This is a genomic window from Asticcacaulis solisilvae, from assembly GCF_052327315.1.
Lineage (GTDB): Bacteria > Pseudomonadota > Alphaproteobacteria > Caulobacterales > Caulobacteraceae > Asticcacaulis > Asticcacaulis solisilvae_B.
Map to the genome: position 1 here is coordinate 2,569,230 of NZ_CP166196.1, position 24,374 is coordinate 2,593,603.

General features: G+C 62.7%; 24 protein-coding genes and 1 tRNA gene. 2 read left to right on the forward strand and 23 right to left on the reverse strand.

What is annotated here, in order from left to right; translation table 11 throughout:
* Positions 1-2: 2 nt before the first annotated feature.
* Both glpX and AB8717_RS12180 read right to left on the reverse strand, forming a co-directional pair.
* Positions 3-995 (reverse strand): class II fructose-bisphosphatase, encoded by a 993-nt coding sequence (glpX, locus tag AB8717_RS12175; RefSeq protein ID WP_443747599.1) that lies wholly within the window; start codon positions 993-995, stop codon positions 3-5.
* 180 nt (positions 996-1,175) lie between these two features.
* On the reverse strand, positions 1,176-1,613 hold the full coding sequence (locus AB8717_RS12180) for a hypothetical protein (protein ID WP_443747600.1): 438 nt from the start codon (positions 1,611-1,613) through the stop codon (positions 1,176-1,178).
* 134 nt (positions 1,614-1,747) lie between these two features.
* Between AB8717_RS12180 and phaC the strand changes: the two genes are divergently transcribed.
* A complete protein-coding gene (gene phaC, locus AB8717_RS12185; protein WP_443747601.1) occupies positions 1,748-3,817 on the forward strand; it encodes a class I poly(R)-hydroxyalkanoic acid synthase in 2,070 nt (689 codons plus the stop codon).
* Positions 3,818-4,101: 284 nt separating this feature from the next.
* On the opposite strand, the gene AB8717_RS12190 is transcribed toward phaC, so the two are convergent.
* The 21 genes from AB8717_RS12190 to AB8717_RS12290 all read right to left on the reverse strand — a co-directional run bounded on the left by AB8717_RS12190 (position 4,102) and on the right by AB8717_RS12290 (position 23,740).
* Positions 4,102-5,763 (reverse strand): ribonuclease J, encoded by a 1,662-nt coding sequence (locus AB8717_RS12190; RefSeq protein ID WP_443747602.1) that lies wholly within the window; start codon positions 5,761-5,763, stop codon positions 4,102-4,104.
* Positions 5,764-5,904: 141 nt separating this feature from the next.
* On the reverse strand, positions 5,905-6,678 hold the full coding sequence (locus tag AB8717_RS12195; RefSeq protein ID WP_443747603.1) for a type III pantothenate kinase: 774 nt from the start codon (positions 6,676-6,678) through the stop codon (positions 5,905-5,907).
* 162 nt (positions 6,679-6,840) lie between these two features.
* Positions 6,841-7,593, reverse strand: coding sequence for a biotin--[acetyl-CoA-carboxylase] ligase (locus AB8717_RS12200; RefSeq protein ID WP_443747604.1), 753 nt, complete (start codon positions 7,591-7,593; stop codon positions 6,841-6,843).
* A 6-nt stretch (positions 7,594-7,599) separates the two neighbouring features.
* A complete protein-coding gene (gene nuoN / locus AB8717_RS12205; RefSeq protein WP_443747605.1) occupies positions 7,600-9,027 on the reverse strand; it encodes an NADH-quinone oxidoreductase subunit NuoN in 1,428 nt (475 codons plus the stop codon).
* Positions 9,028-9,036: 9 nt separating this feature from the next.
* Complete coding sequence (locus AB8717_RS12210; protein ID WP_443747606.1) at positions 9,037-10,539, reverse strand: NADH-quinone oxidoreductase subunit M; 1,503 nt, start codon at positions 10,537-10,539, stop codon at positions 9,037-9,039.
* A gap of 18 nt (positions 10,540-10,557) precedes the next feature.
* Positions 10,558-12,633 carry an NADH-quinone oxidoreductase subunit L gene (gene nuoL / locus AB8717_RS12215; protein WP_443747607.1) on the reverse strand — a complete coding sequence of 692 codons (2,076 nt, stop codon included), beginning with the start codon at positions 12,631-12,633 and terminating at the stop codon, positions 10,558-10,560.
* Positions 12,634-12,651: 18 nt separating this feature from the next.
* The gene (nuoK, locus tag AB8717_RS12220) at positions 12,652-12,960 is read right to left on the reverse strand and encodes an NADH-quinone oxidoreductase subunit NuoK (protein WP_443747608.1); all 309 of its coding nucleotides are present in this window, start codon (positions 12,958-12,960) and stop codon (positions 12,652-12,654) included.
* On the reverse strand, positions 12,957-13,571 hold the full coding sequence (locus AB8717_RS12225; protein WP_443747609.1) for an NADH-quinone oxidoreductase subunit J: 615 nt from the start codon (positions 13,569-13,571) through the stop codon (positions 12,957-12,959). Before AB8717_RS12225 ends, nuoK begins: the two co-directional genes overlap by 4 nt.
* Positions 13,572-13,582: 11 nt before the next feature.
* Positions 13,583-14,074, reverse strand: coding sequence for an NADH-quinone oxidoreductase subunit NuoI (gene nuoI / locus AB8717_RS12230; protein ID WP_443747610.1), 492 nt, complete (start codon positions 14,072-14,074; stop codon positions 13,583-13,585).
* Complete coding sequence (nuoH, locus tag AB8717_RS12235; protein WP_443747611.1) at positions 14,071-15,129, reverse strand: NADH-quinone oxidoreductase subunit NuoH; 1,059 nt, start codon at positions 15,127-15,129, stop codon at positions 14,071-14,073. Before nuoH ends, nuoI begins: the two co-directional genes overlap by 4 nt.
* A gap of 12 nt (positions 15,130-15,141) precedes the next feature.
* Positions 15,142-17,202 carry an NADH-quinone oxidoreductase subunit NuoG gene (gene nuoG / locus AB8717_RS12240; RefSeq protein WP_443747612.1) on the reverse strand — a complete coding sequence of 687 codons (2,061 nt, stop codon included), beginning with the start codon at positions 17,200-17,202 and terminating at the stop codon, positions 15,142-15,144.
* A 63-nt stretch (positions 17,203-17,265) separates the two neighbouring features.
* On the reverse strand, positions 17,266-17,700 hold the full coding sequence (locus AB8717_RS12245) for a TM2 domain-containing protein (RefSeq protein ID WP_443747613.1): 435 nt from the start codon (positions 17,698-17,700) through the stop codon (positions 17,266-17,268).
* A 9-nt stretch (positions 17,701-17,709) separates the two neighbouring features.
* Complete coding sequence (gene nuoF, locus AB8717_RS12250; protein ID WP_443747614.1) at positions 17,710-19,023, reverse strand: NADH-quinone oxidoreductase subunit NuoF; 1,314 nt, start codon at positions 19,021-19,023, stop codon at positions 17,710-17,712.
* Positions 19,023-19,688 (reverse strand): NADH-quinone oxidoreductase subunit NuoE, encoded by a 666-nt coding sequence (gene nuoE / locus AB8717_RS12255; protein ID WP_443747615.1) that lies wholly within the window; start codon positions 19,686-19,688, stop codon positions 19,023-19,025. Before nuoE ends, nuoF begins: the two co-directional genes overlap by 1 nt.
* Before the next feature lie 112 nt (positions 19,689-19,800).
* Positions 19,801-20,238 carry a hypothetical protein gene (locus tag AB8717_RS12260; RefSeq protein WP_443747616.1) on the reverse strand — a complete coding sequence of 146 codons (438 nt, stop codon included), beginning with the start codon at positions 20,236-20,238 and terminating at the stop codon, positions 19,801-19,803.
* A complete protein-coding gene (locus tag AB8717_RS12265) occupies positions 20,238-21,452 on the reverse strand; it encodes an NADH-quinone oxidoreductase subunit D (protein ID WP_443747617.1) in 1,215 nt (404 codons plus the stop codon). The genes AB8717_RS12260 and AB8717_RS12265 overlap by 1 nt, the downstream gene beginning before the upstream one ends.
* Before the next feature lie 53 nt (positions 21,453-21,505).
* Positions 21,506-21,856, reverse strand: a complete 351-nt coding sequence (locus AB8717_RS12270) for a hypothetical protein (protein WP_443747618.1) — start codon at positions 21,854-21,856, stop codon at positions 21,506-21,508.
* 71 nt (positions 21,857-21,927) lie between these two features.
* Positions 21,928-22,557 carry an NADH-quinone oxidoreductase subunit C gene (locus AB8717_RS12275; RefSeq protein ID WP_443747619.1) on the reverse strand — a complete coding sequence of 210 codons (630 nt, stop codon included), beginning with the start codon at positions 22,555-22,557 and terminating at the stop codon, positions 21,928-21,930.
* 15 nt (positions 22,558-22,572) lie between these two features.
* Complete coding sequence (locus AB8717_RS12280; RefSeq protein ID WP_443747620.1) at positions 22,573-23,169, reverse strand: NuoB/complex I 20 kDa subunit family protein; 597 nt, start codon at positions 23,167-23,169, stop codon at positions 22,573-22,575.
* Positions 23,139-23,516, reverse strand: a complete 378-nt coding sequence (gene ndhC, locus AB8717_RS12285) for an NADH-quinone oxidoreductase subunit A (RefSeq protein ID WP_443750884.1) — start codon at positions 23,514-23,516, stop codon at positions 23,139-23,141. Before ndhC ends, AB8717_RS12280 begins: the two co-directional genes overlap by 31 nt.
* Before the next feature lie 80 nt (positions 23,517-23,596).
* Complete coding sequence (locus AB8717_RS12290; protein ID WP_443747621.1) at positions 23,597-23,740, reverse strand: hypothetical protein; 144 nt, start codon at positions 23,738-23,740, stop codon at positions 23,597-23,599.
* Positions 23,741-24,019: 279 nt separating this feature from the next.
* On the opposite strand from AB8717_RS12290, the gene AB8717_RS12295 reads away from it, so the two are divergent.
* A tRNA-Asp gene (locus tag AB8717_RS12295) sits at positions 24,020-24,096 on the forward strand.
* The last annotated feature ends 278 nt before the right edge of the window (positions 24,097-24,374 follow it).

The following is a 24,374-nucleotide window of genomic DNA, read 5'->3' on the forward strand; positions in this document are numbered from 1 at the left end:
CCCTAGACGCGGACGGGGCGGCGCATCGACAGCTTGCGCACCGTATGGGTCTTGGAGATCATGACCAGGCTTTCGGTCGTCATGAAGGTGGCGCCCGAATTGGTCGTCTCCTTCTGCACGCCGCGCAGCAGCGCACCATGCGTCACGCCGGTGGCGATGAAGACGGCGTCGCTGGAGACCAGGTCGTTGAGATCGTACTTGCGGTCGAAATCGGTCAGGCCGAGACGCTCGGCGCGGGCGCGTTCGTCGTCGTTGCGGAACACAAGACGGCCCTGGAACTGACCGCCGACGCACTTCAGCGCGGCGCAGGCCAGCACGCCTTCCGGCGCCCCGCCCTGCCCGATATAGATGTCGATGCCGGTTTCCGGCTGGGCGGTGTGGATCACGCCGGCGACGTCGCCGTCCGTGATCAGGTGGACGCGGGCGCCGGCCTTGCGCAGCGACTGGATGATCTTGTCATGGCGCGGACGGTCGAGCACGCAGGCGACGATTTCCGATACGGCTACGCCCTTCGCCTTGGCGAGAGAGCGCACATTCTCTTCCGGCGTGGCGTCGAGATCGATGACGCCCGGCGCATAGCCCGGACCGATGGCGATCTTGTCCATATAGGTGTCGGGCGCGTGCAGCATGCCGCCGCGCGGCGCGAACGCGATGACGGCCAGCGAATTGGCCATGGCCTTGGCCGCGAGGGTCGTGCCTTCCAGCGGATCGAGCGCGATATCGATGGCCGGCCCTTTCCCGGTGCCGACCTTTTCGCCGATATACAGCATGGGCGCTTCGTCGCGCTCGCCTTCGCCGATAACGATACGGCCGTCCATATCGATGGTGTTGAGCGCGGTACGCATGGCGTCGACGGCGGCCTGGTCGGCGGCCTTCTCATCGCCGCCGCCGATCTGCGCGTAACAGGCGATCGCGGCCTCTTCGGCGACGCGGACGATATCCAGGCTCAGGTCGAAATCGCGAGCTGCGCCTGCGGTACGTGTTTCGTGTGTCATATCAATTGTTTCTGGCATTATCTTCAACTTCTGGCTTTTCGGACTCAAGTTGGGCGCCCGCCGTTTTTATAAACGCTTCGGCTTTGGCGCGTACCCGCAACCGGGCACACCTATGGTGTTAGCAGACTATAACTGCGGTGGATACCGCCGCCGTCGAAAAACCTTGCGGAAAAAGCCGGTTTACTGGGCGACCGGTGGCGGCGTGGCCTTGGCGCGCAACGACGCCGCGAAGGCGTCGATCTGTTGCGGCGTCATCGGCGCATCGACCGGCTGAAGATAGGCCGGGTCGAGATGCCCCCTGGCCTCGGCAGCGATGGCGTCGGGCTCGTGCTTGTCCCAGACCAGGGCCGCGACCGCGGTATCGAGTTCCTGGCGCTTGGCCAGTTGCGCGTTGACGCGAAGACGGATTTCAGCGGGCGTGGGAACCGCTTCGGGCGGGCCGGGAAATTCTGCCCAGCGCGGCATGGTGTCCAGCGGAGCGGACGGCGCGGGCGTATCGGATGCCTGGACATCGGCCGTCTTGACATCGGCCGTCTTGACATCGGCCATCTGGGCCCGCGCCGGGAGGGCGGCGAAAGCCAGAAGGACAGCGATGCTGACAGGCCGTAACGAAGCCATGAACGTCTCCCGAAAACGCCGGCACCCTACTCCCGCAGCACGAAGAAAAACAAGAAAAATATCGATCCGGTTGATTTTCCTGATATGAGGGCGCATCCCCGTTCCGCTGCCTCCCAAGGGTTCAAGACACCGCGATGACCAAGCCGCCCGTACCGACTGCCCGCAAGAAAACCGCCACGACCAAAACAGCTGAAACCAAGGCGGCATCCGCCAAGGCTGAACCGGTGACGGCCAAGACGCCCGCAAAGCCCGCTGCCAAGGTCTCCGTGACGAAAGCGGCAGCCAAGCCGGTGGCAAAGGCCACGGCGAAACCGGCGGCAAAGCCGGCCGCCCCGAAATCCATGCCGCATCCGGAAAAGCCCGCCCAGCCAGCACAGCCCCAGGCCGAAGCGCCCAGGCCGCGCACGGCCGCCCCCGAAGCCGAGGCCGGCTTCGATGCCGAGGCCATGCGCAAGCTCGAAACCCTGTCGATCAACCTGGCCAAGGCGGCCATGACGGCGCAAAGCGCCCTGGCCAAGACCGTGTTGAAACAGCCCGAAGGCGGTGGCGTGTCCATGGATCCGTTCCAGGTAGGCCCGGCCATGACCGAGGTCATGGGCTCGCTGGCGCAGAAGCCCGACAAGCTGATCGAGGCGCAAAGCGACCTGATGAACGGCTATCTCAAGCTGTGGGCCGACGTCTCGCGCCGCACGCTCGGCGCCGAGCCGGCGCAGGCCGGGGGCAAGCCGGCCGACAAGCGCTTCGCCGATCCGCGCTGGGAACAGAACCTGGTGTTCGACGTCATGAAGCAGTCCTACCTGCTGTCGTCCAACTGGATCAACAACCTTATATCATCGGCGGAAGGCATTGATCCTAAAGTCAAAAGACGGGCCGAATTTTTCACCAAGCTGATGACCGACGCCATGTCGCCGTCGAACTTCCTGCTGTCGAACCCGGCCGCACTCGAGACGCTGGTGCAGACCAGCGGCGAAAGCCTGGTCAAGGGCATGGAGCGCTTTGCCGAAGATATCGAACGCGGCGATGGCAAGCTGATGATCACCCAGGCCGACTACAGCCATTTCAAGGTCGGCGAAAGCGTCGCCACGACGCCGGGCAAGGTCGTCTATCGCGGCCCCTATTTCGAGCTGCTGCAATATGCGCCGACGACCGAACAGGTGCGTGAGATCCCGCTGCTCATCTTCCCGCCGTGGATCAACAAATTCTACATCCTGGACCTGCAGGCCAAGAATTCGCTGATCCGCTGGCTGACCGACCAGGGCTTTACCGTCTTCCTGACGTCGTGGGTCAATCCGGACGTGTCGATGAAGGACACGACCTTCGAAGACTATATGTTCGGCGGCGTGCTGGATGCAGTCGAACAGGTCAAGACGCAGGCGGGCGTGTCGTCGGTCAATACGGTCGGCTATTGCATCGGCGGCACGCTGCTGGGCTGCGCCCTCGCCTACCTGGCCGAAAAGAGAGACAAATCAATCGCTTCGGCGACCTTCTTTACGGCCCAGCACGACTTTACCGATGCCGGCGACCTGCTGCTGTTCACCAGCGAATCGTGGCTGAAGGAACTGGAGCGTCAGATGGATGCCGCCGGCGGCGTGCTGCCCGGGTCGGCCATGGCCGACACGTTCAACAGCTTGCGCGCCAACGACCTGATCTGGTCCTTCTTCGTCAACAACTACCTGATGGGCAAGGAGCCGACGCCGTTCGACCTGCTGTGCTGGAATTCCGACCAGACGCGGATGCCGAAGGCGCTGCACATGTTCTATCTGCGCAAGTTCTACGGCGAAAACGCCCTGTCGAGCGGCAAGCTGACCCTGGCCGGCGTCAATATCGACCTCAAGAAAGTGACCATTCCCATCTACGAACAGGCTGGCCGCGAAGACCATATCGCGCCCGCCACCTCGGTCTACAAGGGCTCGAAACTGTTCGGCGGTCCGGTCACCTACGTGCTGGCGGGGTCCGGCCATATCGCGGGCGTCGTCAATCCACCCGCCGCCCGCAAATACATGCACTGGCTGAACGATGCGCACCCCGACACCTTTGAGCAATGGTTCGCCGGCGCCGAAGAGCACGCCGGCTCCTGGTGGCCGCACTGGGCCGGTTGGCTGGGCGACCGCTCGGGCAAGATGGTTCCGGCACGCGATCCGGCCAAGGGCAAGCTGAAGCCCATCATGGACGCGCCCGGCGCGTACGTACTGGTCAAGAGTTAGAAAAATTCATCAAATTCAATGAATTCATGCGCTGCCTTCGGGCAGCGCATTCTTTTTGGGGTAATGGATCCTTTTCGATCAATATTGACGCACGGCCTGTGGATAATCAAAAAGCCTTGAATTTCAAATTAATAACACATTAACGATACTCAACCCATGAGCCGGCCGCCACAACCGGAATACATGAAATTCAATATTGATTCATATCGCCTTTATTCAAGCGCACAAACGCAGGCAGGCGAGTCCGCTGGACTCGCCTGCATAGGGCAAAAACGCCAGGAAAATCAGGTGCGCAGGATGATGGTCTCGACGATGGGGCGGCGATCCCATATCGACTGGGCGGCCTTCTTGACGACGCGCGCCACGGCGGCTTCGACGATCTCGTCCTCGTCGCGCTGCTCGGACGACAGGTTCTGCACAGTCTTCTCGACCATGTTGCACATGGCTTCGAGCTGGTCCGAAATCGTGTCCTCGTTCTCGAAGGCCAGGCCGAGCCCGCGCACATCGACGATCGAGGCCAGGCGATTGCGGCTGTCGAGAGCGAAGGCAACGAAGATCATGCCGTTGTGGGCGGCGTGGCGGCGTTCGCGCAGGGCGTCGGACGCTTCCGGCACCAGCATGCCGCCATCGACGAACAGGCGTCCCGACGGCACTTCGTCGGTAATTTCCGGCAGGCCCGGCGCCAGGCGGACCAGTTCGCCGTTATGCGGTGTGACCTGGTAGCGGATGCCGATTTCGTCGGCCAGGGCAGCGTGCTTCAGCAAGTGGCGGCGCTCGCCATGCGTGGGGACGGCGATCGTCGGCCGCACCCAGGCATACATCTGCTTGAGTTCATCGCGGCACGGGTGGCCGGACACATGGATGCCGGGATGATCGCGCTCGGTGTGGATCTCTACCCCTAAGTCCGACAGGCGGTTCTGCAGGCTGCGGATAGGAATTTCGTTGCCGGGAATGACGCGGGACGAGAAGACGCAGGCATCGCCCGCGGCCAGCTTGACCTGCGGATGGTTGCCGTCGGCGATGCGCGACAGGGCCGCGCGCGGCTCGCCCTGCGATCCGGTACACAGATAGAGGACCTGGTTCGGCTTGAGTCCGGCCGCCTCGCCTTCGCTGATCGGATCGGGGATGCCGTCGAGCAGGCCGACGTGGCGGGCAGCGGCGGTGATGCGGTGCATCGAGCGCCCGACCAGGCATACCTGCCGGCCGCAGGCGGCGGCGGCGCGCATGACCGAATCGACACGCGCCACGTTCGACGCGAAGCACGCCACGGCGACGCGGCGCTTCAGCGTAGCGATCAGCTTGGTCAGTTCGTCGCGCACCATGGCTTCAGAACCGGCCGAGCCTTCGACAAAGACATTGGTCGAATCGCAGACCATGGCCAGGACGCCCTTGTCGCCCAGCGCCGTGATGCGGTCGACATCGGTCGGTGCGCCGGTAATGGGGTCTTCGTCGATCTTCCAGTCGCCGGTGTGGAAGACGGTGCCGAGCGGCGTGGTGATGAACAGGCCGTTGGGCTCGGCGATCGAGTGCGTCAGCGTGACATATTCGATATCGAACGGCCCGAGCTTGACGTGGCCGCCAAGCGGAACTTCGGTCAGGTCACAATCGTCGACCCCGGCTTCGCGCAGCTTTTCGCGCACCAGGAAAGCGGTAAACGGCGTGGCGTAGACGGGCGCCTTGATGCGGTCCCACAACCAGCCTATGGCGCCGATATGGTCTTCGTGGGCGTGCGTCAGAATGATGCCCAGGATGGTCTCGCCCTTGAGGAACTCAGGGTCGGGAACGATGACCTCGATACCCGGCGTCGTCAGGTCGCCGAAGGTCACGCCGACATCGGCGATGATCCATTGGCGGTCGTCCGCCGGGCCGAACCCGTACAGGTTCAGGTTCATGCCGATTTCGTTGGAGCCGCCGAGCGGCAAAAACACGAGTTCGTTGGTGCTCATCTTGTCTTTCGTTCGCGCGCTGGTTTTTGCGCCGCGTTATTCATCCGCGGTATTGAAGCATCGCCATAAAAGCGCAAGCGGAAAGTCGGCTGAAGCCGTTTTTCCGGCGCTGAAAAACAATTGCCGATAAAGAGGCGTGACCTAATTGCGACTGAGGGTGCGGCGATAGATTTCGAGCAGGCCGCGCAGGGTCAGGTCGTGGTCGAAATGATCGATGCGATCGGTGGCGCCTTCAAACAAAGACGCGACGCCGCCGGTGGCGACAACAGTCATGTCGTGGCCGTATTCGGCCTTGATCTGCGCGATCAGGTACTCGATCAGCCCGACATAGCCCCAGAAGATGCCGGACTGCATCGCCGTCACCGTGTCCTTGCCGATGATGCGCGCCGGCTTTTCGATCGCCACGCGCGGCAGCTTAGCCGCGGCCTGGTGCAGGGCCTGCATGGACAGGTTGATGCCGGGGGCAATGGCGCCCCCTTCCCAGCCGCCGTCGGCCGCCACGACGTCGAAGGTCGTCGCTGTGCCGGAATCGATGATGATCAGTGGACCCTTATAGGCCATATGACCGCCGACCGCATTGACCAGGCGGTCCGCGCCGGCTTCCGACGGCTTTTCGATACGGACCTCGATGCCGAGAAACGTATTGTCACCAACGACATAGGGCGTTTTCTGAAAGTAACGCTGCGCCAGCTTACGCAGGTTGAACAGCGATTGCGGCACGACCGACGAAATGATGCAGTCGTCGATCGCCTTGAAATCGAAGCCGTGCATGGTCAGCAGCTGATAGAGCCACACAGCGTATTCATCGGCCGTTCGCGTCGTCTCGGTCGCCGTGCGCCACTGCGCCACCCAGTCCTTGCCGTCATGAATGGCGAAAAGCGTATTGGTATTGCCCTGTTCAATGGCCAGAAGCATGGATGCCAGTCCCTACGTAGTTATCCTGCTGCGAATATATTCGCAGTGAGCAAGGGCGCCATTTTTCCGTTACAGGCCCGCCCGAGCTGATGCGAGGAGCCATGCGGCGCTTGAGCTGAAAAAAGGTCTGATACCAATGGCCATTCTTCACGGCCGTTGGTATCAGACCGGAATCTTGTCGCCGTAGATCACGTCGCCGCCGGTGATCGTATAGAGCTTGCCGTCGTCGCCGGTGATCTGCAGCGCACCGAAATCGTCGAGGCCCTTGAGACGGCCGGAAATGGTGACGCCGTCATTCTCGACCGACAGGGTGCGGTCGCGGCCGTAGGCGCGCTTCAGCCACGCCGCCGCCATGTCGCTCCACGCCTTTTCGCGCCACAGGTTGAGCACGCCGTCAAGATGGCCGTTCAGCTTGTGCAGCATGGCCTCGGCGTTCAGCCCCTTGGCCTGGGCGCTGATGTCGCGCAACGAACAGGTCAGGTAGTCGTCGAAGATCGGCGCGGCCGCCATGTTCAGGCCGATGCCGATGACGACGCCGAGCTTTTCCGGATCCGGCAGGGTTTCGGTCTGGACCAGGATGCCACACAGCTTGCGGCCGCGATGCAGGATATCGTTCGGCCACTTGATGCGCATGAACTGGTCCGTGTCGGGAACCAGCGGCCGCAGCATCTCGTAGACGGCCAGGGCCGTTACGAAGCTCAACTGCGGAACGCTGCGCACATCGACAGCCATGACCTCATAGCGCGAGGCCATGAAATTGCCCTTGGTGCCGATCCAGGTCTTGCCGTGGCGGCCGATCCCCTTGGTCTGCTCGCGGGCCATGATCCAGCCCGCCTCCGACGGCCCCAGCCGCACCCGGGCAAGCGCCAGGGACTGGGTCGAAGGCAGGGTGTCGAAGATCTCGATCTTCGCCACGGCGGTTTAGCCGCCGAAACCGATGGCCGCCGCCTGGGCCAGCGGATAGGCCAGCCACAGGAAGACGATGATGCCCGGGAAGGCGAAGGCTGCCGCCAGGTAGGTAATCCACTTGGCTTCGGCCGGCGAAGCATCGAGATCGGCCGGCGGGGCGTCGAACCACATCAGCTTGAGGATGCGCAGATAGTAGAAGGCGGCGATGACCGAAGCGACGAGGCCGGCGGCGGCGAAACCCCACAGGCCGGCATGGATGGCTGCCCCGAAGACAAAGAACTTGGACCAGAAGCCGGCGAAAGGCGGCATGCCCAGGACCGACAGGGCCAGCATGGTGATGGCGATGGTCAGCGGCATGTTGAGCTTGGCCAGGCCCGCCAGCTGGTCGATCTGGGTGATCGGCTGGCCGTTGCGCTTGAGCGCCATCTGGCCGGAGAACAGGCCCAGCGTGTCGACCATATACATGACGAAGAACATGAGCAGCGCCGAGACGCCCGTGCCGCCGGCGGCGATGGCCAGCAGGGCATAGCCCATATTGGCGATCGACGAATAGGCCAGCAGGCGCTTGAAGTCCTTCTGCATCAGGCCGCCGAGGCCGCCGATGACGAAGGACAGGACCGACAGCACCAGGATGACCTGCTGCCATTGGAAGGTTTCATGACCGAAGCCGGTTTGCAGGACGCGGGCCAGCAGGACCATGGCGGCGAACTTGGGGGCGCCGGCGGCAAACGCCACGACCGGGGTCGGCGCGCCTTCGTAGACGTCTGGCGTCCACATATGGAAGGGCGCGGCCGAGACCTTGAACGCCATGCCCGAGATCAGGAAGACCAGGCCGAAGATCAGGCCCGTGTTCGGGTTCTTCACGGTGGCGGCGGCGATGTCGTGGAAGTTCATCGAGCCGGCGAAGCCGTAGACCAGCGAAGCGCCGTAGAGCAGCAGGCCCGAGGCCAGGGCACCCAGCACGAAGTACTTGAGGCCGGCTTCCGACGACTTGGCGTCGTCGCGGCGGAAGGCCGCCAGGACGTACATGGCAAGCGACTGCAGTTCGAGGCCGATATAGAGCGCGATCAGGTCGCCTGCCGACACCATGACGCTCATGCCGAGCGTCGCCAGCAGGATCAGGATCGGGAATTCGAAGCGGCGATTGCCCAGGCGGTCGAAATAGCCCTGCCCCAGGACGATGATGAACAGGGCGGCGATATAGATGGCGACCTTCACGAACAGGCCGACGCGGTCGATGACGAACGAGCCGCTGTAGGCGACGCCGTAGTCCGAGGTGGCAGCGGCAAACGCCGCCGCCAGCAGGCACAGGCCCGACAGGGCGCTGACCGAGGTCATGCCCTTGTCTCCGCGGAAGGCGCCGAAGACGAGGATGACGATGGCGCCGATGCCGAGGATCAGCTCCGGTGTCGACAAATGGAGTGCGAAGTTCAAATCCATCTCAGGTCCTCATCCGCCGAAGGCGGCGCGATAACCGGCAACGACGGCGTCGATGCTGGTGGTCGTAAAGTCGAAAACAAACGCCGGATAGATACCCAGCAGCAGGGTCCCGGCGATCAGCGGGGCGAAGATCACGATCTCGCGCACGGTGAGGTCGGGGTACTTTTTCAGTTCGTCATTGGTCACCACGCCGAACATCACGCGCTTGTAGAGGTTGAGCGCGTAGACAGCCGAGAAGATGACGCCCGAGGCCGCGACGAAGGCGACCCACGTGCCCCACTGGTAGGCGCCGGTCATGGTGGTGATTTCACCGATGAAGCCCGACGTGCCCGGCAGGCCGACATTGGCCATGGTGAACAGCAGGAAGACGAAGGCGTAATGCGGCAGAAGCTTGGTCAGACCGCCGTAGAAGGCGATCTCACGCGTGTGCCAGCGGTCGTAGACGACGCCGACGCAGAGGAAGAGCGCGCCCGAGATCACGCCGTGGCTGATCATCTGGTAGACGGCGCCCTGGATACCCAGCGCGTTGCCGGCGAAGATGCCCATGGTGACGAAGCCCATGTGCGCCACCGACGAATAGGCGATCAGCTTCTTGATATCGGTCTGGCGGAAGGCGACCAGCGACGTATAGACAACGGCGATGACCGACAGCCCCATGACCAGCGGCGCGAACATGTGCGACGCATAAGGGAACATGGGCAGGTTGAAACGAATGAAACCGTAGCCGCCGAGCTTCAGCAGGATACCGGCCAGCATGACCGAACCCGCCGTCGGCGCCTCGACGTGCGCGTCGGGCAGCCAGGTGTGGACCGGCCACATCGGCATCTTGACGGCGAAGGAGGCGAAGAAGGCGAACCACAGCCAGGGCTGGGCCTCACGCGCGAAGGCGAACTTCGACAGGGTCGGGATGTCGGCGGTGCCGGCGACATTGACCATGTACAGCATGGCGGCCAGCATCAGCACGGAGCCGAGCAGCGTGTACAGGAAGAACTTGTAGGCCGCATAGGTCCGGTTCTTGCCGCCCCAGATGCCGATGATCAGGAACATCGGAACCAGGCCGCCTTCGAAGAAGATGTAGAACAGGAACAGGTCGAGCGAGGTGAAGACGCCGATGACCAGAGTTTCCAGCAGCAGGAAGGCGATCATGTACTCGGTGATGCGGGTCTTGATCGAGTCCCACGACGCCGCGATACACAGCGGCATCAGGAAGGCCGTCAGCAGGACGAACAGGATCGAGATGCCGTCGACGCCCATATGGTACGAGATCGGGCCGAACCATTCGAAGCGCTCTTCGAACTGGTAGCCGGGCTTGGCATGGTCGAACTGCAGGACCAGGACGACGCTGACAAGCAGGGTGAGCAGCGTGGTCCACAGGGCGACCCACTTGGCATTGCCTGCGATGACGGCGCTGTCGTCCTTGCGCGCCATGGCGCGCATGACGAGGATCACCAGCGCGCCGAACAGCGGCAGGAAGGTGACGACGCTCAGAATATTGGGGATAGCCGGTAGCATAGGTAAATTGGTCTCCCCTTAGTGCGCCATTCCGAACACGACCCAGGTCAGGAGACCCGCGACGCCAAGGAACATGAAGAATGCGTAGTGGTAAACATAGCCGGTCTGGGTCTTGACCAGGCGCTTGGCCGAGGCCAGCGCGGTCCAGGCCGCCCCGTTGGGGCCGAGACCGTCGATGATCTTGATGTCGCCGATCTTCCAGAAGACGTCACCGAGGATCTTGGTGAGCTTGACGAAGGTGGCCTGATAGATCTCGTCGAAGAACCACTTGTTGTACAGGAAGGTGTAGATGGGGCCCTTGTTGGCCGCCATCGCCTTCGGAAGCTTGGGATTGGCGACGTAGAAGTACCACGCCAGCGCCATGCCCAGCAGCGTCACGATCAGCGGCGCGAAGTGCACCCAGGTTTCGGTGATATGCTCGGCCTTTTCCATGACCTCGTTGGTCGGCGCCAGGAAGATGGCGTGGCCCCAGAAGGCTTCGTGGTGCTCGCCGATGAAGTACGGCGCGAACGCGAAGCCGGCGAAGACCGCGCCGAAGGCCAGCACGACCAGCGGCGTCAGCATGACCCACGGGCTTTCGTGCGGCTTATGATCGTGGCCGTGGCCGTGATCGTCGTGGCCATGCGCATGGTCATCGTGATGATGATCGTCGTGCGCATGGGCGTGATCGTCATGACCGTGGGCGTGCGCGTCGTCGTGGCCATGTTCCCAGTGCTTCTTGCCGTGGAAGGTCATGAAGACCAGGCGCCACGAGTAGAACGAGGTCAGCAGCGCGGCCGAAATGCCCATGACGAACGCGAACATGCCCTGCGGGGTGCCGTGCGCCGCCCAGGCGGCTTCGATGATGGCGTCCTTCGAGAAGAAGCCCGCGAAACCGAACTTGGTGAAGGGGATGCCGAGGCCGGTGATGGCGATCGTGCCGATCGTCATGACGGCGTAGGTGACCGGCAGGTACTTCCACAGGCCGCCCATCTTCCGCATGTCCTGTTCGTGGTGCATGCCGTGGATCACCGAACCGGCGCCCAGGAACAGCAGGGCCTTGAAGAAGGCGTGCGTGAACAGGTGGAACATGGCCATCGGATAGGCGCCGACGCCCGCCGCGAAGAACATGTAGCCGAGCTGCGAACAGGTCGAATAGGCGATGACGCGCTTGATGTCGTTCTGCGTGAAGCCGATCGAGGCGGCGAAGATGGCCGTGATGGCGCCGACATAGGCGACGATTTCCTTGGCCACCGGCGCGTATTCGAACAGCGGCGACAAAAGGCAGACCATGTAGACGCCGGCGGTGACCATGGTGGCGGCGTGGATCAGCGCCGAAACGGGTGTCGGGCCTTCCATGGCGTCGGGCAGCCAGGTGTGCAGGAAGAACTGCGCGGACTTGCCCATGGCGCCGATGAACAGCAGGAAGGCTGCGATGTCGAGCGCGGAGAAGTGAAGGCCCACGAATTCCCAGCCCTTGCCCTGCCACGCCGCGATGACGCCGGGCTGGAACAGCTCGTGGAAATTGATGGTGTGGAACTGCCAGAAGATCGTCATGATGCCGAGCGCGAAGCCGAAGTCGCCGACGCGGTTGACGACGAAGGCCTTGATGGCGGCCGATGAGGCGCTGTCCTTGTAGTACCAGAAGCCGATCAGCAGGTACGAGGCCAGGCCCACCCCTTCCCAGCCGAAGAACAGCTGCATGAAGTCGGCGGCGGTCACCAGCATCAGCATGGCGAAGGTGAAGAGCGACAGGTAGGCGAAGAAGCGCGGACGGCTGTCGTCCTCGGCCATATAGCCCCAGGAGTACAGGTGGACCAGCGACGACACCGAGGTGACGACGATCAGCATGGTCGACGACAGGCCGTCGATACGCACCGACCAGGCCGAGTGGAAGTCGCCGATATTGATGAACGGCAGCAATTGCACCGTGAAGTCGGCCATGCCGCCCCAGGTGTGCTGGATGAAGGTGAACCAGCTCAGTGCACAGGAAAGGAACAGGAGGCCGGTGGTAACCGCCTGCGACGGTATATTGCCGATGCGGCGGCCGAACAGGCCGGCGATGAAGGCGCCGACGATGGGCGCCATAACCGCAACGGTGACAACCGAAGACATATCAGAGAGCACGACGATCTAGCCTTTCATCATGCTGGCGTCATCGACCTTGATGTCGCCACGGTTACGGAAGAAGGTCACCAGGATCGCCAGGCCGACCGCGGCCTCGGCGGCCGCGACCGTCAGGACGAACATGGCCATGATCTGTCCCTGGACGTTGTGCAGGTAGGACGAGAAGGCCACGAAGTTGATATTGACCGCCAGAAGGATCAGTTCGATCGACATCAGGATGATGATGACGTTCCTGCGGTTCACGAAGATGCCGAAGACGCCGATGGTGAACAGGATCGCCGAAACGATAAGGAAGTGGGCAAGCGAAAGGGTCATTCCTTGATTCCTTCTCCGGTCGGGGCCTTGACGATGGCCACGGCGTCCTTGCGGCGGCGGGTTACCTGGCTGAAAATGTCCTGGCGCTTGACGTAGGCGCGGTGGCGCAGGGTCAGGACGATGGCGCCGATCATGGCGACCAGCAGGACGAAGCCCGCCATTTCGAACAGGTAGGTATATTGCGTGTAAAGGACGTGGCCGATCGCCTTGATATTGGTCTCCTGGCCGGTGAAGGCCTGGGGTTGGTTACCGGCCGCGGCGCCCTTGTTGGCGACGGCGATATTGACGAAGATCAGCTCGAACAGGATCAGCAGGGCCAGCGCGCCGCCGATCGGCAGGTAGTTGGCGAAGCCCTGGCGCAGCTTGAGGAAATCGACGTCGAGCATCATGACGACGAACAGGAACAGCACCGCCACGGCGCCGACATAGACGACGATCAGCAGCATGGCCAGGAATTCGGCGCCCACCAGGACGAACAGGCCCGAAGCCGAGAAGAAGGCCAGGATCAGGAACAGCACGGCGTGTACCGGGTTCTTGACGGTGACGACCATCAGACCTGCCCCGCAGGTGATGATCGCCATGATGTAAAAGGCAATTGCCATCAGGGTCATGGGTTGCTCCTTTACCGGTACGCTGCGTCGAGTTCGAGGCTGCGGGCGATTTCGCGCTCCCAGCGGTCGCCGTTGGCCAGCAGCCGCGACTTGTCGTACAGCAGCTCTTCACGCGTATCGGTCGAAAATTCGAAGTTCGGCCCCTCGACGATGGCGTCGACCGGGCAGGCCTCCTGGCAGAAACCGCAATAGATGCACTTCACCATGTCGATGTCGTAGCGCGTCGTGCGGCGCGATCCGTCGACGCGCGGTTCGGCCTCGATGGTGATGGCCTGGGCCGGGCAAATGGCTTCGCACAGCTTGCAGGCGATGCAGCGCTCTTCGCCGTTGGGATAGCGGCGCAGCGCGTGCTCACCACGGAAACGAGGGCTGATCGGTCCCTTCTCGAAGGGATAGTTGATCGTGGCCTTGTGCTTGAACATGTATTTCGTGGCGAGCAGCGTCGCCTTGACGAAATCCATCAGGAACAGGCTTTTGATGCCGAGGACAATACGGGAAATCATTGGGCGCCTCCAAAGACGCGGAACGCGGCGACGATGAAGACAGCCACCAGCGACAGGGGCAGGAAGACCTTCCAGCCCAGGCGCATCAACTGGTCGTAGCGGTAGCGCGGGACGATGGCCTTGGCCATGGCGAACATGACGAACCAGAAGACGACCTTGACGATAAAGGTGAACAGGCCGATCAGGACGAACCAGATGCTGTCGTGCGGGATCGGCAGCGGCACCGGGAAATCCCAGCCGCCGAAGAACAGGATCGAGATCATGGCGCACATCAGCACGATGTTGGCGTATTCACCGATCATGAACAACAGGTAGGGCGTGGAGCTGTATTCGACCTGATAGCCGGCCACCAGTTCCGATTCTGCGTCCGGCAGGTCGAACGGCGGACGGTTGGTTTCGGCCAGGGCCGAGATGTAGAACATGACCATCACGAACGGCATGATCAGCAACAGCTGCCAATGCCCGCCGCCGACGACGTTCCAGTTCCAGACGCCGCCCTGCTGATGCGTGACGATGTCCGAGAGGTTCATCGAGCCGGTCAGCAGGATGACCGTGACCAGGATGAAGCCGATCGAGACTTCATAGGACACCATCTGCGCGGCCGAGCGCAGGCCGCCGAGGAAGGGATATTTCGAGTTCGACGCCCAGCCGCCCATGATGATGCCGTAGACACCGAGGGACGAAATGCCGAGCAGGTACAGGATGCCGACATTGCTGTTGGACACGACCCAGCCAGGGGCGAACGGAATGACCGCCCAGGCGACGAAGGCCAGGACGAAGCTGATCAGCGGCGCCAGCAGGAAGACGGGCTTGTCGGCGCCGGCGGGGATGATGACTTCCTTCAGCACGAACTTGAAGAAGTCGGCGAAGGACTGCATCAGGCCGAAGGGCCCGACGACGTTGGGCCCCTTGCGCATCTGCACGCCGGCCCAGACCTTGCGGTCGCCCCACAGCAGGAAGGCCAGCGAGACCATGACGCCGACGATGACGGCGAGCGTTTCACCGACACAGATCAGCAGCCACAGCCACCAGGGGGATGACGAAAAGCTATCCATTCTCGCTTACCTCTATTCCGCCGCCGCGGGGACATTGCCCCGGCGCGACGCCGAACATTCCGCCATGGCGACGGAGGCCCGGGCAATCGGGTTGGTCATGTAGAAATCGACGATCGGCGACGTGAAGACGCGGTCACGGACCTCGCCCTTCTGGCCCACGCTGCGCAGATCGAAGGCCTTGGGCGCCGGACGTACGTCGATTCGGCCGAAGACCGGATGGTCGGTGATCAGTTTCTCACGCAATTGCGACAGGCTGTCGTACGGCAGGGTCTTGTCGACCAGCGCCGACAGGGCGCGCAGGATCGCCCAGTCTTCCTTGGCCTGGCCCTTGGGGAACACGCAGCGCTCGGCGATCTGCACCCGGCCTTCCAGGTTGGTGTAGATGCCCGACTTTTCCGTGTAGGCGGCGCCCGGCAGGATGATGTCGGCGGCGGACGCGCCGGCGTCGCCGTGGCTGCCGATATAGACGACGAAGGTCTTGCCGAGATCCTTGGGGTTGAACTCGTCGGCACCCAGCAGGAACAACAGGTCGACCCCGCCCTTGATCATCTGGCTGGCGTCGAGCGCCTCGCCCACCGGCACGAAGCCAAGATCGAGACCCGCGACGCGCGAGGCGGCGGTGTGAACGATGTTGAAGCCGTTCCAGCCGTCCTTGAGGACGCCGTAGGTATCGGCGATGTCGGCGATGTCGCGCAGCACGGCCGCGCCGTCTTCACCGTTGATCGCTGAGGAACCGACCAGCACGGCCGGGCGCTTGGCGGTCTTGAGCACGTCGCGGAAGGCGTGCTTCTTGAAATCCTTGACGGCCTTGGGGCCGGCGCCGATGTGCGTATAGTCGTAGGTCAGGTCGACGGGTTCGCCGATCAGGCCGACCTGCACGCCGCCCTTCAGCCAGGCCTTGCGGATGCGCGCATTGATCAGCGACGCTTCGTGGCGCAGGTCCGTGCCGACCAGCAGGATGGCGTCGGCGTCCTCGATGCCGGCGATGCCGCTGTTGAACAACCAGGATTCACGCGGCGTCGACTGGGTCACCGGACCGACGGCGGCGCCGTCCTGGCGGCAGTCGAGATTCGTCACGCCCAGGCTGTAGAACAGGTCGCGCGCGGCCTTCATGGTCTCGGCGTCGGTCAGGTCGCCGGCGATGACGCCCATCTTCGAGGCGTGCGTGCCCTTGACCTTGCCGGCGACGGCGGCCAGCGCCTCGTCCCAGGTCGCCGGTTGCAGCTTGCCCGCCTTGCGGACATAGGGCTGGTCGATGCGGCGGCGCGACAGGCCGTCGACGGCGTAGCGCGACTTGTCGGTCAGCCACTCCTCGTTGATGTCTTCCTTGGTGCGCGGCAGACAGCGCATCACGGCCGGGCCGCGGCTGTCGATGCGGATGTGCGCGCCGAGCGCGTCGTGGACGTCGATGGTCTCGGTCTTCGACAGTTCCCACGGACGGTAGTTGAAGGTCCACGGCTTGTGCGTCAGCGCACCGACCGGGCACAGGTCGTTGACATTGCCCGACAGTTCGGACGTCACGGCCTGTTCGAGATAGCTGGTGATCTCGACGCTTTCGCCGCGCGAGATCAGGCCCATTTCGGTGACGCCGGCGACTTCGGTCGAGAAACGGACGCAGCGCGTGCACTGGATACAGCGCGTCATCGCCGTCTTGATCGTCGGCCCAAGGTACTTTTCTTCGACGGCGCGCTTGTTTTCCTCGTAGCGCGAACCGCCGCGGCCGTAGCCGACCGACTGGTCCTGCAGGTCGCATTCGCCGCCCTGGTCGCAGATCGGGCAATCGAGCGGGTGGTTGATGAGCAGGAACTCCATCACCCCTTCGCGCGCCTTCTTGACCATCGGCGTGTTGGTGAAGATTTCCTGGCCCTCGGCGGCCGGCAGGGCGCACGAGGCCTGCGGCTTCGGCGGTCCCGGCTTCACCTCGACAAGGCACATGCGGCAGTTGCCGGCGATCGACAGGCGCTCATGGTAGCAGAAGCGCGGGATTTCCTCCCCCGCCAGCTCAGCCACCTGGAGCACCGTCATGCCGGGGTCGAACTCGACCTCCACACCATTGACTTTAGCCTTGGCCATTTAACTTATACCTCAACGTGTTCGCACAATCGCCTGAAACTTATCCCGATTTCGATCGCTAGATCAGAACCAGGATTTATTTCCTGCGATGTAGTCCTCGTAGAAACTCTGGTCGGACTTGACCAGATAAATGATGGTCTCGATGAACGAGATGCAGTAGCAGGCCAATCCCGGAAGGACCAGGAGCCACCCGGCTGTTCCCGAGATAAGCATGATGATCCCCGCAGTCGTCTTGCCGAGATAGAATTTGTGAATGCCCAGACAGCCGGTAAAAAAGGCCAGCAGGGCCGCCACGTACTTGTTCTTGTCACCCATCGCCATCGAGATGACGTAGATGCTGGTCGCCACCGAACCTTCCGGCTCGAAATCGACCGTCGTGCCTTGCGGCACGTAAGCGCTGTCGCCCTGGAGGTCGCTGGCGGAAAAAGTGTATCGTACGCCGTCGTCCCCGCTGATGAGGCCGGTCGAACCGTTGAACGATAATACCTTGCCGCGCATCCGCCCTCCCTACTCCGCCGCCACAGAGTGGCCGGCGAAATTCCCCTTGGAAGAGCGGTACTGAGCGATACGGTCCTCGATCTCGTGACGGAAGTGACGGATCAGGCCCTGGATCGGCCAGGCCGCCGCGTCGCCGAGCGCGCAGATGGTGTGGCCTTCGACCTGGGTCGTGACTTCCAGCAGGGTGTCGATTTCCGACGGATCGGCGTCACCCTTGACCATGCGTTCCATGACGCGCCACATCCAGCCGGTGCCTTCGCGGCACGGCGTGCACTGGCCGCAGCTCTCGTGCTTGTAGAAGTAGCTGAGGCGCGCGATGGCGCGGACCAGGTCGGTCGACTTGTCCATGACGATAACCGCCGCCGTGCCCAGGCCCGACTTGAGGTTACGCAGGGTGTCGAAATCCATGGCCAGGTTTTCGCATTGTTCGGCCGGAATCATCGGCACGGACGACCCGCCGGGGATGACGGCCTTCAGGTTGCCCCAGCCGCCGCGGATACCGCCGCAGTGATCCTCGATCAGCTGGCGGAACGGGATCGACATGGCTTCTTCGACATTGCACGGACGCTCGACATGGCCCGAAACGCAGAACAGCTTGGTGCCGGCGTTGTTGGGCGCGCCGAAACCGGCGAACCAGGACGCGCCGCGGCGCAGGATGGTGCCGACGACGGCGATCGATTCGACGTTGTTGACCGTGGTCGGGCAGCCGTAGAGGCCCGAACCCGCCGGGAACGGCGGCTTCAGGCGCGGCTGGCCCTTCTTGCCTTCCAGCGATTCCAGCAGGGCGGTCTCTTCCCCGCAGATATAGGCGCCGGCGCCGTGGTGGACGTAGACGTCGAAATCCCAGCCGTGGATGTTGTTCTTGCCGATCAGCCTGGCCTCATAGGCCTGCTTGACCGCCGCCTCCAGGCGCTCGCGCTCCTGGATGTATTCGCCGCGCAGATAGATGTAGCAGGCGTGGGCCTGCATCGAGAACGAGGCGATCAGGCAGCCTTCGATCAGCAGGTGCGGATCGTGGCGCATGATTTCCCGGTCCTTGCAGGTGCCGGGTTCGGATTCGTCGGCGTTGACCACCAGGTAATGCGGACGGTCCTTGACCTCCTTGGGCATGAAGGACCACTTCATGCCGGTCGAGAAGCCGGCGCCGCCACGGCCGCGCAGACCGGAATTCTTGACGTTGGTGATGATCCAGTCGCGGCCGCAGGAAAGAATGTCCTTCGTGCCGTTCCACGCGCCGCGCTGCTTCGCACCGTCCAGGCCCCAGTCGTGGAAGCCGTAGAGGTTGGTGAAGATGCGGTCCTTGTCTTCGAGAATACCGACCATCAGGCTTGCACCTCCGTGCCGGGCGCGTTGGGGATCTTGATCGGCTTGGCGGCCGAACCGTCATAGAGCGAAGCATCGGTCAGGGACGTGGCGCCGCCCTGCGGCTCCGACGTGTGGCGACCGTTATACGGGCCGGGCTTCGGCGACTTGCCCGCGGCGAAGTCGTCGATGATCTGCGCCAGGTTTTCCGGCGTCAGGTCTTCATAATAGTAGTCGTTGATCTGCGCCATCGGGGCGTTGCAGCACGCGCCCAGGCATTCCACTTCCTGCCAGGTGAACAGGCCGTCCTTGGACAGCTTGTCCTTCGGGCCGATCTTGTCCTTGCACACCTGGATCAGGCCATCGGATCCGCGCAGCATGCACGGCGTCGTGCCGCACACCTGGATCAGGGCTGCCGAACCGACCGGCTCGAGCATGAACATGGTGTAGAAGGTCGCGACCTCGTAGACGCGAATCTGCGCCATGCCCAACAGCTTGGCGATGGCGGTGATGGCGGGCTCGCTGACCCAGCCTTCCTGCTTCTGAACCAGCCACAGGACCGGGATGACCGCGCTTTGCCGGCGCGATTCCGGGTATTTGGCGATCCACCAGTTCACCTTCTCCATCGTTTCGGGAGAAAAGGCGAAGCTGGCCGGTTGTTCCTTGGCGAGACGACGAACGCTCATCGGGCCTCTCTACTTACATGTCTGCCAGAACTGGCAAAGTCAGGCCGGGCTTTACACCGAACGGCCGCGAAAAACAGTCGAAAAGATCGGGGCTTCACAGATTTCCGTACCATCAGCCCCTCCCCTCCGCTTTTGCCGCCCGGGCCTCGGCCTTGGCAGCGTCGATATGGCGGGCGACCGCCTTGACGTACGGCATGCGGCGCACGACGATCCGGATGGCGATCATGCATACCCCGTAGATCATCCAGGTGTTCGGCGTATCGAGGTCCTGGCGGTACAGGTAGATGTACGCCTTGAGGAACATGCCGATCAGCAGGATCGGCCCGATCGCGACGCCCCAGCGCGCGAACTCGTCCTTCAGGAACCCCATCGCCTTGCCGGGATGGTATTTCCACGCCGACATGCTGACAAGCCAGCGCACGGCGACGAAAAGCGAGATGATCAGCAGCGAAATAACGGTCGAGATCGCCAGGAGCGTCAGCGGATGCGCACGTTTCCAGGCCGCGGCGGCGGCCTGTTGCGCGGCTGAGTCGGCGATCAGTGCGATCATCACCGGTCGATCTCCCCGAACACGATGTCGAGCGAGCCCAGGATGGCGGACACGTCGGCCAGCAGGTGGCCGCGGTTCATCCAGTCCATGGCCTGCAGGTGCGGGAAGCCCGGCGCGCGAATCTTGCAGCGGTACGGCTTGTTGGTGCCGTCGGACACCAGGTAGACGCCGAACTCACCCTTGGGCGCCTCGACGCAGGCATAGACCTCGCCTTCCGGCGTCTTGAAACCTTCGGTGTAGAGCTTGAAGTGATGGATGAGGGCTTCCATCGAATTCTTCATCTCGGCGCGGCGCGGCGGCGCCACCTTGTTGTCGGTCGACAGAACCGGGCCCGGCGTCGTCTTCAGCCTGGCCAGACACTGTTCCATGATCTTCACCGACTGGCGCATCTCCTCGACGCGGCAGAGATAACGGTCCCAGCAGTCGCCGTTCTTGCCCAGCACGATGTCGAAGTCGAGCTCGGCATAACATTCATAGGGCTGGGCCTTGCGCAGGTCCCACGGAATGTTCGAGCCGCGAATCATGACGCCGGTGAAGCCCCAGTCGTAAGCCTGGTCCTTCGACACGACGCCGATATCGACGTTGCGCTGCTTGAAGATGCGGTTCTCGGTGACCAGGGTCTCGATGTCGGCCAGCTTCTTCGGATATTCGCGGCACCATTCGATCAGGTCGTCGATCAGTTCCGGCGTCAGGTCCTGGTGGACGCCACCCGGGCGGAAATAGTTGGCGTGCAGGCGCGCCCCCGAGGCGCGCTCATAGAACACCATCAGCTTTTCGCGCTCTTCAAAGCCCCACAGCGGCGGCGTCAGGGCGCCGACGTCCATGGCCTGGGTCGTGACGTTGAGGATGTGCGACAGGATGCGGCCGATTTCCGAGAAGATGACGCGGATATATTGCGCGCGCTTGGGCACTTCGATGCCCAGCAGCTTCTCGATCGCCAGGCAGTAGGCGTGCTCCTGGTTCATCGGCGCCACATAGTCGAGGCGGTCGAAATAGGGCACGTTCTGCAGGTAGGTGCGGTACTCCATCAGCTTTTCGGTGCCGCGATGAAGCAGGCCGATATGCGGATCGACGCGCTCGACGATCTCGCCGTCGAGGTCGAGCACAAGGCGCAGAACGCCGTGCGCGGCCGGGTGTTGCGGACCGAAGTTGATCGTGAACTTACGATCGTCGTCGCCCTTGTGCCCGGCTTCAATCTTCACATCATCAGCCATGGATAAAACCCTTATCCGTCAGTCACTTTACAGAGCCACCGAGGTGGCCAAATTCATTCGTCGGCGTTCGACTCGGCTTTTCGCACCAGGGCGATCAGCAGGCCGAAGCCCAGCGTCAGGAAACCGAAGGCCGAGACCACCACCGTGGAAAAGGTCCAGGTGTTGCTCAGCACGGCGGTCGCCACCGGGGTTGCCAGAAGCACGGCGGCAGCGCCCAGAAGCGCCGACTGCATCTCCGCGGCCGTCAGGCGCCGGATGCCCGCCCCGACAATCAGCACGGCCACGCCGATGATGATCGACAGGCCGACCGATTGCAGGCCTTCCGGCGGTACCTCGGGAGCCCGGGTAAACCCGCCGGTCAGCCTTACCCCGATCGTGAAGAGGTAGGCGGTAGAAAAAGTCATCAGGAAAAACGCTATCGCCGAACGTACCGCTTTAATGTCCTTTTTCATCGCCTACCCCCAGGTCTGGATGATCAGGTCTTGGGCGCTGCGGGCGCCGGAGCCTGAACCGCTTTTTCGTCCCCGGGGAGGACGTATTCAGCCCCCTCCCACGGCGACAGGAAATCGAACCGCCGGAATTCCTGCGTCAGCTTGACCGGCTCGTAGACGACCCGCTTCTGCTCTTCGTCGTAACGGACCTCGACATGGCCCGTCATCGGGAAGTCCTTGCGCAGCGGATAGCCTTCGAAACCGTAGTCCGTCAGCAGACGGCGCAGGTCCGGATGGTTGGAAAACAGGATGCCGTACATGTCGAACGCTTCGCGCTCATACCAGTCGGCATTGGGATAGACGGTCCGGATCGACGGCACCGGCACGACCTCGTCGGTCTGGACCTTGACGCGCAGACGGATGTTCTGGGTCAGGGACAGCAGGTGATAGACGACGTCGAAACGGCGCGCGCGCTTCGGGTAATCGGCGCCGCAAACGTCGATCAACTGGTGGAACCGGTACGGTTCCTGGCGAAGCTTCGCCATGATCTCGACGATGCGCTCGCGCTCGACCGTCAGGGTCAGTTCGCCGAATTCCAGTTTGGTCTCAAGGATGCCTTCCTTGAAGTCGCCCTTCGCGCGTTCGGCCAGGGCCTGGAGCTTTTCGATAGACATGTGCCCGCCCTCCCCTTAGCGCCGGATGCCGCCGGTACGGCGGATCTTCTTCTGGAGTTGCAGCAGGCCGTAGAGCAAGGCCTCGGCCGACGGCGGGCAGCCCGGAACGTAGACGTCGACGGGAACCACGCGGTCGCAGCCGCGCACGACACTATAGCTATAGTGATAATAGCCGCCGCCGTTGGCGCACGAGCCCATCGACAGGACGTAGCGCGGATCCGGCATCTGGTCGTAGACCTTGCGCAGGGCCGGCGCCATCTTGTTCGTCAGCGTGCCCGCGACGATCATCAGGTCCGACTGGCGCGGGCTGGCGCGCGGGGCCATGCCGAAGCGCTCCATGTCGTAGCGCGGCATCGAGGCCTGCATCATTTCGACGGCGCAGCACGCCAGGCCGAAGGTCATCCACATCAGAGAGCCGGTACGGGCCCAGGTGATGACGTCGTCGACCGACGACACCAGGAAGCCTTTTTCGTCGAGCTCGGCCGAGACGGCCTCGAAGAACTTGTCATGGACGTCGGGGTTGTAGCCTTCGACGGTGCTACGGCCGGCGAGGCCGTAAGCCTTGGATTCGGGCGGCATGATCACTCCCATTCCAGGGCTCCCTTCTTCCACACATATACATAGCCAAGTCCCAGTTCGACCAGGAAGATGACCATCGACCAGAAGGCCTGATACATGGCCGACTTGGGCAGGTCGAACATCGAGACCGCCCACGGGAACAGGAACGAGGCTTCCAGGTCGAAGACGATGAACAGGATCGACACCAGATAGAAGCGCACGTCGAACTTCTGGCGGGCGCTGTCGAACGCGTTGAAGCCGCATTCGTAGGCCGACAGCTTTTCGGTATCCGGCGCCTTGGGCGCCAGCACCAGCGCGGCGATCATGAAGCCAAGCCCCAGCACGGTGGCGATGGCGATAAAGATGATGACCGGCAGGTAGGTGAGCAGCAACCGGGTCAGGTCGGCATTCATTGAGACATCCTCGAACGCAGAGGCGGCCAGGCACATTAACCCTGTCCGCGGACTTGAGGACTCAGCTTCTAGACCAGTCCGACGCGCGCTTCAAACATTTGCAGTGCAAAAAAATGAAGTTTTTTTCCAGAATGTTGGATTTTCGGGCGCCCGGCGGCGGCATAACGCAATGCTATATTGAGTATGCAAATCGTTCGCAGATCGATGGCCATGGAATGACCCTCGATCTGCTTTTTTCGAGCTCAAGTGCCACCGGGTGGCCGGCCCCGACGGTTCCTCGCATAAGCTCAGGCGCGCGAAGACCGCAAAGATCGGCGTGCCTGGCAACGGCGATCACCTCTTAAGTCCGGGATCGCCATTGAAATCCCTCAAAATCCCGCAATTGCAAAATTACTCACAGGTTTCGGCACATGGCGCTTGACACCCGGCGCGCCCCGCATTACTCAGCGCACCTCTCGACGACGGCGCCGCCGCCGAAGAGACAAGGGAATGCGGGTGTAGCTCAGTTGGTTAGAGTGTCGGCCTGTCACGCCGAAGGTCGCGGGTTCGAGCCCCGTCACTCGCGCCACCCCTGCCGGAAACGGCTTTCGGGTGGCCTCGCATTTCCCTCCTCCTTTTCTTCGACATTGTTATGACACGGAAAAGCGCGCAAGCCCTTGAGGGCTATGCGCTTAATGTCGTTTTTGGCTTCATGCCGACATAATTACGCCCTCTTTGTTTTCGAGTTTGGCGCCCGACGCCACAAATGCCTGTTTGTGACGTGCGCTCTTTCGCACGCCAGCAAATGCGGTTAAGAGGTGGCAGACCTGACATAATACCGCGGACGCCGGACGGGACCGGTGCGTC

What these genes read in the sequence shown, in the direction of transcription:
- nuoL (WP_443747607.1), bottom strand. Translation starts at nt 12,633, where the DNA reads ATGTCTTCGGTTGTCACCGTTGCGGTTATGGCGCCCATCGTCGGCGCC.
- AB8717_RS12190 (WP_443747602.1), bottom strand. Translation starts at nt 5,763, where the DNA reads ATGAGCACCAACGAACTCGTGTTTTTGCCGCTCGGCGGCTCCAACGAA.
- glpX (WP_443747599.1), bottom strand. Translation starts at nt 995, where the DNA reads ATGACACACGAAACACGTACCGCAGGCGCAGCTCGCGATTTCGACCTG.
- AB8717_RS12180 (WP_443747600.1), bottom strand. Translation starts at nt 1,613, where the DNA reads ATGGCTTCGTTACGGCCTGTCAGCATCGCTGTCCTTCTGGCTTTCGCC.
- nuoK (WP_443747608.1), bottom strand. Translation starts at nt 12,960, where the DNA reads ATGACCCTTTCGCTTGCCCACTTCCTTATCGTTTCGGCGATCCTGTTC.
- AB8717_RS12245 (WP_443747613.1), bottom strand. Translation starts at nt 17,700, where the DNA reads ATGCGCGGCAAGGTATTATCGTTCAACGGTTCGACCGGCCTCATCAGC.
- AB8717_RS12270 (WP_443747618.1), bottom strand. Translation starts at nt 21,856, where the DNA reads ATGACTTTTTCTACCGCCTACCTCTTCACGATCGGGGTAAGGCTGACC.
- AB8717_RS12265 (WP_443747617.1), bottom strand. Translation starts at nt 21,452, where the DNA reads ATGGCTGATGATGTGAAGATTGAAGCCGGGCACAAGGGCGACGACGAT.
- AB8717_RS12260 (WP_443747616.1), bottom strand. Translation starts at nt 20,238, where the DNA reads ATGATCGCACTGATCGCCGACTCAGCCGCGCAACAGGCCGCCGCCGCG.
- AB8717_RS12290 (WP_443747621.1), bottom strand. Translation starts at nt 23,740, where the DNA reads ATGGCCATCGATCTGCGAACGATTTGCATACTCAATATAGCATTGCGT.
- nuoH (WP_443747611.1), bottom strand. Translation starts at nt 15,129, where the DNA reads ATGGATAGCTTTTCGTCATCCCCCTGGTGGCTGTGGCTGCTGATCTGT.
- nuoF (WP_443747614.1), bottom strand. Translation starts at nt 19,023, where the DNA reads ATGGTCGGTATTCTCGAAGACAAGGACCGCATCTTCACCAACCTCTAC.
- AB8717_RS12225 (WP_443747609.1), bottom strand. Translation starts at nt 13,571, where the DNA reads ATGACCCTGATGGCAATTGCCTTTTACATCATGGCGATCATCACCTGC.
- nuoI (WP_443747610.1), bottom strand. Translation starts at nt 14,074, where the DNA reads ATGATTTCCCGTATTGTCCTCGGCATCAAAAGCCTGTTCCTGATGGAT.
- phaC (WP_443747601.1), top strand. Translation starts at nt 1,748, where the DNA reads ATGACCAAGCCGCCCGTACCGACTGCCCGCAAGAAAACCGCCACGACC.
- AB8717_RS12210 (WP_443747606.1), bottom strand. Translation starts at nt 10,539, where the DNA reads ATGCTACCGGCTATCCCCAATATTCTGAGCGTCGTCACCTTCCTGCCG.
- nuoG (WP_443747612.1), bottom strand. Translation starts at nt 17,202, where the DNA reads ATGGCCAAGGCTAAAGTCAATGGTGTGGAGGTCGAGTTCGACCCCGGC.
- AB8717_RS12195 (WP_443747603.1), bottom strand. Translation starts at nt 6,678, where the DNA reads ATGCTTCTGGCCATTGAACAGGGCAATACCAATACGCTTTTCGCCATT.
- nuoE (WP_443747615.1), bottom strand. Translation starts at nt 19,688, where the DNA reads ATGAGCGTTCGTCGTCTCGCCAAGGAACAACCGGCCAGCTTCGCCTTT.
- nuoN (WP_443747605.1), bottom strand. Translation starts at nt 9,027, where the DNA reads ATGGATTTGAACTTCGCACTCCATTTGTCGACACCGGAGCTGATCCTC.
- AB8717_RS12275 (WP_443747619.1), bottom strand. Translation starts at nt 22,557, where the DNA reads ATGTCTATCGAAAAGCTCCAGGCCCTGGCCGAACGCGCGAAGGGCGAC.